Source organism: Corynebacterium sp. HMSC034B08, assembly GCF_001835805.1.
Classification (GTDB): Bacteria; Actinomycetota; Actinomycetes; order Mycobacteriales; family Mycobacteriaceae; genus Corynebacterium; species Corynebacterium coyleae.
This window is the reverse complement of sequence record NZ_KV825899.1, coordinates 186587-193058: the sequence shown is the minus strand read 5'-3', so window position 1 is coordinate 193058 and position 6472 is coordinate 186587. Positions and strand designations below refer to the sequence as shown.

At 61.0% G+C, this 6472-nt stretch carries 4 protein-coding genes and 1 pseudogene; 4 read left to right on the top strand and 1 reads right to left on the bottom strand.

The window, feature by feature from the left end; genetic code table 11:
* Positions 1-287, bottom strand: a pseudogene (locus tag HMPREF2656_RS12950) (hypothetical protein); the annotation flags it as partial.
* A 359-nt stretch (positions 288-646) separates the two neighbouring features.
* On the opposite strand from HMPREF2656_RS12950, the gene rplJ reads away from it, so the two are divergent.
* The 4 genes from rplJ (at position 647) to HMPREF2656_RS01235 (ending at position 6439) form a co-directional block, all read left to right on the top strand.
* Complete coding sequence (gene rplJ, locus HMPREF2656_RS01250; protein WP_070422696.1) at positions 647-1168, top strand: 50S ribosomal protein L10; 522 nt, start codon at positions 647-649, stop codon at positions 1166-1168.
* 52 nt (positions 1169-1220) lie between these two features.
* Positions 1221-1607 carry a 50S ribosomal protein L7/L12 gene (rplL, locus tag HMPREF2656_RS01245; protein WP_070422697.1) on the top strand — a complete coding sequence of 129 codons (387 nt, stop codon included), beginning with the start codon at positions 1221-1223 and terminating at the stop codon, positions 1605-1607.
* An 85-nt stretch (positions 1608-1692) separates the two neighbouring features.
* Entirely contained in the window at positions 1693-2607 is a 915-nt protein-coding gene (locus HMPREF2656_RS01240) for a cell envelope lipid trafficking protein PgfA (RefSeq protein WP_070815613.1), read from the top strand.
* A 334-nt stretch (positions 2608-2941) separates the two neighbouring features.
* The gene (locus HMPREF2656_RS01235) at positions 2942-6439 is read left to right on the top strand and encodes a DNA-directed RNA polymerase subunit beta (RefSeq protein ID WP_070815612.1); all 3498 of its coding nucleotides are present in this window, start codon (positions 2942-2944) and stop codon (positions 6437-6439) included.
* The last annotated feature ends 33 nt before the right edge of the window (positions 6440-6472 follow it).

Genomic DNA, 6472 nt, shown 5'->3' with positions numbered 1-6472 from the left:
AGCAGGGCAAGGCGCAGCGCCCACCGCTGGGACGTATCCTTGACCGGTGCGATGCGACGCTCGATCAACGCCAACTCATCCAGGGAAAACGCCCGAGCACGCGTAGCTGCCACCGCCTGTTTACGCGTGAACTTGGTGCGCCCGAAATACACATCGCGCAGCCGCGCCCAGGCACGAGCTCGATCCGGTGCGAAGCCCGAGGCGAGTGCAACATCGAGGTCGAAGTCGGCCAGCGTCTCTAACGCTGCGGCCGACATCGCCTGCACTAACACCTCGAACGAATTCATACATAAAACGCTAAACCGTCAACAGAGAAAGTGCACCTGGCCTGTGGATAACTGGGCGTGGAATCGTCGAAAAGCAGTCGAAAAGCAATGGCTTATCCACAGGCAATTTGACCTCGCGGCGAAACCCGCTAAGATACCCAACCGAAGTTTGAGCGATCTGCAAAGATCGCGCTCAAGTTTCACCGAAGACCGTCGGTCACTTCCGTAAGGGAGTCGAAGGTATCCCATTCCAGGGATCGACCCACGCAGGAGAAACGAGGCCTGACGTAACGTCTGCCCCGTGCCTTCTGCACGGGGCATTTTTCATTGGTGCTCCGGGCGGATTGAAGGACATGAAGTATCGGAAGGAGGCGTGTGTCATGGCAAACCCGAAGAATGTTGCGGAACTTGCAGCTCTGAAGGAGAAGTTCGCTGAGGCGGACTCCATCGTGCTGACTGAGTACCGTGGCCTGACCGTCGGCCAGCTCCAGCAGCTGCGCGGCGATATGGGCTTTGATGTCGAGTACCACGTCGCCAAGAACACTCTCATCAAGATCGCTGCTAATGAGCAGGGCATTGAGGGTCTCGACGATCTTCTCACCGGCCCGACCGCTGTTGCGTTCATCAAGGGCGACGCGGCTGTTGATGCTGCGAAGGTGATGAAGAAGTTCAACAAGGACCACGACGCGTTCGTGATCAAGGGCGGCTTCATGGACGGTAACGTCCTGGACGCTTCCCAGATCGACGCTCTGGCTGAGATGGACAACCGCGAGACCACCCTTGCGAAGCTCGCTGGTGCGTTCGAGGGTTCTCTGGCAAAGGCTGCCGGCCTGTTCCAGGCTCCGGCCTCCAAGACGGCTCGTCTTGTCGCTGCGCTGCAGGACAAGCAGGAAGCCGCGTAAGCAAACTTTTACATCTGGGCTGCAGACGCCCACCTAAAGAAAGGAAGCCATCATGGCTAAGCTCACCAAGGACGAGCTCATTGAGCAGTTCAAGGAAATGACTCTTATCGAACTTTCCGAGTTCCTGAAGGAATTCGAGGAGGTCTTCGACGTGACCGCTGCTGCTCCGGTTGCAGTTGCTGCTGCTCCGGGCGCTGCTGGCGATGCTCCGGCTGCTGAGGAGAAGGACGAGTTCGACGTTGTTCTCGAGGACGCTGGCGACAAGAAGATCGGTGTCATTAAGGCTGTCCGCGAGCTCGTTCCGGGCCTGGGCCTGAAGGACGCTAAGGAAATGGTTGAGGGCACCCCGAAGGCCATCCTGGAAGGCGCTTCCAAGGACGATGCTGAGGCTGCTAAGGCTAAGCTCGAGGAGGCTGGCGCAAAGGTCACCCTCAAGTAAGAGCCTTTCGCTTTTCGACGACACCCCCTCCGGTTCGCACACGCAACCGGAGGGGGTTTCGTGTGTTGCGCTAAGCTTGCGCACCATGCCAGCCACACCCCGTCCCATCGCCACGCTCGTCGCAGGCAGCGGCGTCGCGCTTCTGGTCGCGGGTTTGCTCGCACCGAACGTACTGCTGTCTAACGAGCGGCTCCCGCTCGGTCTTGGCCAGGCCACCTGGACCATCGAGGACCCGGATGGCACCCGCGGGGGCAAGTCCGCGCCGGTCACGCGTCAGCTGCACATGGAGATCATGGAGCCGGCCAGTGACGACGAAGCGGCGGTGCGTATCGGAGACACCGTGCGTGCGGGCGAAGCCGCCGGCGACTTTGACAACCTGCTTTCCGCCACCACCTGGTCGTACGAGATGGACCGGGTCAGTGGCGGGGCCGTCGGACCTGCACAGGCCCAGGTCATCCTCGGGATGCCCGCCGCCGAGGTGCCGGTCGACGGCGCTTGGCTGAAATTCCCGTCACCCGCGCCCGCGTCGGACGTGGACGTGTTTGACTCGGTGTTGCGTGGCACGGCGCCGGCGCGTTTCGTCGATACGCAAGAGATCGGCGGGCGCACCGTCAACCGCTACCAGCAGACGGTTGCTCCGACGAATATCGCGCAGCGCTACGCCGATCCGCGCAACACGCTCACGATCGACGGTGAGCGCACGTTCCTCACTCATGCCGCAGAGCGCGAGTTGCTTGTCGACGAGCAAACGGGCGTGGTTGTGGGGATCAACGAGCGTGTCGACGATTACTATGCCGACGCCGAGGGTAACGGCGTGCAGAATGTGGTGACGTATGACGGTCGGATGGATGAAGCGCAGGTCGCGGGCTTGGTGCAGCGGGTTGGTCAGGCGCAGCCGAAGGTTGCGAATCCGTTGTTGTGGTGGGTTGTGACCGGTGTTGGTGCGGTGTTGGCGCTGGTCGGGCTGATTGGTTCGGTTGTTTCGGCGCGTCGCAATTGACGAGTCGCGCGGGTGGGGTGGTAGGCTGCCCTCCAGCAACTTGGACAACGGCACCAGACGGCACGGGTGCGTGAGGGTTGTAACGCGGGGGGTTGAGTGCCCGATAGGGCCCTTTACAATTTGTTAGCTTTTGTATAAGCTTGCTCGTTGCGCTGGAAGCCGTCTCCAGTACGTCATTGAAGCCTTGTGCATACGGATGAGAATTTCCTATTTGACAAGGTGATTTTGTTGTCTCTGGGGGCGGGTCTTCCGAAGCAGACCAAATGCTAACTTATCCTGCGGAAATGCCGCTGGACCGCGAAGCCAGACGCGGGCCGGTGAGCATCCGCCAGAGGTGCTGGAAGGACCCAACTTGGCAGTCTCAGACCAGACCATGAATATGGCTGAAATCCCGGGGGCTCCGGAACGTTATTCGTTCGCGAAGATTAACGAGCCCATTACCGTCCCGGGCTTGCTCGATGTGCAGCTCGAATCGTTCGCGTGGCTCGTCGGTACGTCGGAGTGGCGTGAGAATGAGCAGGCGAGCCGTGGCGACGATGCACGCGTCACCTCGGGCCTTGAGGACATTCTTGAGGAGATCTCCCCGATCGAGGACTACTCGGGCAACATGAGCCTGACGTTGTCCGAGCCGCGCTTCGAAGACGTGAAGTACACGATCGACGAGTGCAAGGACAAGGACATCAACTACTCCGCGCCGCTCTATGTGACCGCGGAGTTCATTAACAACGACACGCAGGAGATTAAGTCCCAGACCGTGTTCATTGGCGATTTTCCGCTGATGACCGACAAGGGCACCTTCATTGTCAACGGCACCGAGCGTGTCGTTGTCTCCCAGCTGGTGCGCTCCCCAGGCGTGTACTTCGACGAGTCGATTGATAAGTCCACGGAGCGCCCGCTGCACTCCGTGAAGGTTATCCCGTCTCGCGGCGCTTGGCTCGAGTTCGACGTGGACAAGCGTGACACCGTTGGTGTGCGTATTGACCGTAAGCGTCGCCAGCCGGTTACCGTCCTGCTGAAGGCTCTGGGTTGGACCACGGAACAGATCACGGAGCGCTTCGGCTTCTCCGAGATCATGATGTCCACCCTGGAAAACGACGGTGTGAACAACACCGACGAGGCTCTGCTGGAGATTTACCGCAAGCAGCGTCCGGGCGAGCAGCCGACGCGTGACCTTGCGCAGTCCCTGCTGGAGAACTCGTTCTTCAAGGCGAAGCGTTACGACCTGGCTCGCGTGGGCCGTTACAAGGTCAACCGCAAGCTTGGTCTCGGCGGCGATCACGACGGTTTGATGACGCTGACCGAAGAGGACATTGCTACCACCCTCGAGTACTTGGTGCGTCTGCACGCAGGTGAGTCGGAGATGACCTCCCCGTCCGGTGAGATCATCCCGATCAACACCGACGACATCGACCACTTCGGTAATCGTCGTCTGCGCACCGTGGGTGAGCTGATCCAGAACCAGGTCCGCGTTGGCCTGTCCCGTATGGAGCGCGTCGTGCGCGAACGCATGACCACCCAGGATGCGGAGTCGATTACCCCGACGTCGCTGATTAACGTGCGTCCGGTCTCCGCTGCGATCCGCGAGTTCTTCGGTACCTCGCAGCTGTCGCAGTTCATGGACCAGAACAACTCTCTGTCTGGCCTGACCCACAAGCGTCGTCTGTCTGCGCTTGGTCCGGGTGGTTTGTCGCGTGAGCGCGCCGGCATCGAGGTGCGAGACGTGCACCCGTCGCACTACGGCCGTATGTGCCCGATTGAGACCCCGGAAGGCCCGAACATTGGTCTGATTGGTGCGCTGTCGTCGTACGCGCGCGTCAACCCGTTCGGTTTCATTGAGACGCCGTACCAGAAGGTCAATGACGGCAAGCTGACCGACCAGATTGATTACCTCACCGCTGACGAGGAGGACCGCTACGCCATTGCGCAGGCGGCCACCCCGATGGATAAGGACGGCAACCTCACCGGTGAGCGTATTGAGGTCCGCCTGAAGGAAGGCGACATTGGCGTCGTCGGCCCGAAGGGCGTTGACTACCTGGATATTTCCCCGCGTCAGATGGTGTCCGTGGCTACGGCGATGATTCCGTTCCTCGAGCACGACGATGCAAACCGTGCCCTCATGGGTGCGAACATGCAGAAGCAGGCTGTGCCGCTGCTGCGCGCCGAGTCCGCATACGTGGCTACCGGTATGGAGCAGCGTGCTGCATACGACGCTGGCGATACCGTCATTTCCAAGAAGGCCGGCGTGATTGAGAACGTCACGGGCGACTACATCACCGTCATGGATGATGAGGGTGGCCGCGACACCTACATGCTGCGCACCTTCGAGCGTACGAACCAGGGCACCTGCTACAACCAGACCCCGATCGTGAACGCGGGCGACCGCGTCGAGGCTGGTCAGGTTATCGCTGACGGCCCGGGCACCAAGGACGGCGAGATGGCTCTCGGCCGTAACCTGCTGGTTGCGTTCATGCCGTGGGAAGGCCACAACTACGAGGACGCCATCATCCTCAACCAGCGCGTGGTCGAGGAGGACATCCTCACCTCCGTGCACATCGAGGAGCACGAGATTGATGCCCGCGACACCAAGCTCGGTGCCGAGGAGATCACCCGTGAGATCCCGAACGTGTCCGAGGACGTGCTGAAGGATCTGGACGAGCGCGGCATCATCCGTATCGGTGCTGACGTGCGTGACGGCGACATCCTCGTCGGTAAAGTCACCCCGAAGGGCGAGACCGAGCTGACCCCGGAGGAGCGCCTGCTGCGCGCCATCTTCGGCGAGAAGGCCCGCGAGGTCCGCGACACCTCCCTGAAGGTGCCCCACGGTGAGCAGGGCAAGGTCATTGCTGTGCGTCGCTTCTCCCGTGAGGACGACGACGATCTGTCCCCGGGCGTGAACGAGATGATCCGCGTGTACGTGGCTCAGAAGCGCAAGATCCAGGACGGCGACAAGATGGCTGGCCGCCACGGCAACAAGGGTGTCGTGGGCAAGATCCTGCCTCAGGAAGACATGCCGTTCATGGCTGACGGCACCCCGGTGGACATCATTCTGAACACCCACGGTGTGCCGCGTCGTATGAACATCGGCCAGGTGCTCGAGGTCCACTTGGGCTGGCTGGCGAAGGCCGGCTGGACGGTGAACCCGGACGATCCGGCGAACGCTAAGTTGCTGGAGACCCTGCCGGAGCACCTGTATGACGTTCCGCCGGAGTCGCTGACCGCAACCCCGGTGTTCGACGGTGCGACCAACGACGAGATCGCAGGCCTGCTTGCTAACTCCAAGCCGAACCGCGACGGCGACGTCATGGTGGACGGCGACGGTAAGACCGTCCTGTTCGACGGCCGTTCCGGTGAGCCGTACAAGTACCCGATTTCGGTCGGTTACATGTACATGCTGAAGCTGCACCACCTGGTGGACGAGAAGATTCACGCTCGTTCCACTGGTCCGTACTCGATGATTACGCAGCAGCCGCTGGGCGGTAAGGCTCAGTTCGGCGGCCAGCGTTTCGGCGAGATGGAGGTGTGGGCAATGCAGGCTTACGGCGCTGCCTACACGCTGCAGGAGCTGCTGACCATTAAGTCGGATGACGTGGTCGGCCGCGTGAAGGTTTACGAGGCGATTGTCAAGGGCGACAACATCCCGGATCCGGGTATTCCGGAGTCTTTCAAGGTGTTGCTCAAGGAGTTGCAGTCCCTGTGCTTGAACGTGGAGGTTCTCTCTACTGATGGCACGCCGATGGAGCTCGACGGCGATGACGACGAGTTTGATCAGGCTGGCTCCTCGCTCGGCATTAACCTGTCCCGCGATGAGGGTGCAGCGGCGGATACCGCTTAGGCGCCAGGTGGTCGTCGTAAAGCAATTGCTTGT

Bases quoted from the DNA above. Each gene is read 5' to 3' on its own strand.
- rplL (WP_070422697.1), top strand. From the start codon at position 1,221: ATGGCTAAGCTCACCAAGGACGAGCTCATTGAGCAGTTCAAGGAAATG.
- HMPREF2656_RS01240 (WP_070815613.1), top strand. From the start codon at position 1,693: ATGCCAGCCACACCCCGTCCCATCGCCACGCTCGTCGCAGGCAGCGGC.
- rplJ (WP_070422696.1), top strand. From the start codon at position 647: ATGGCAAACCCGAAGAATGTTGCGGAACTTGCAGCTCTGAAGGAGAAG.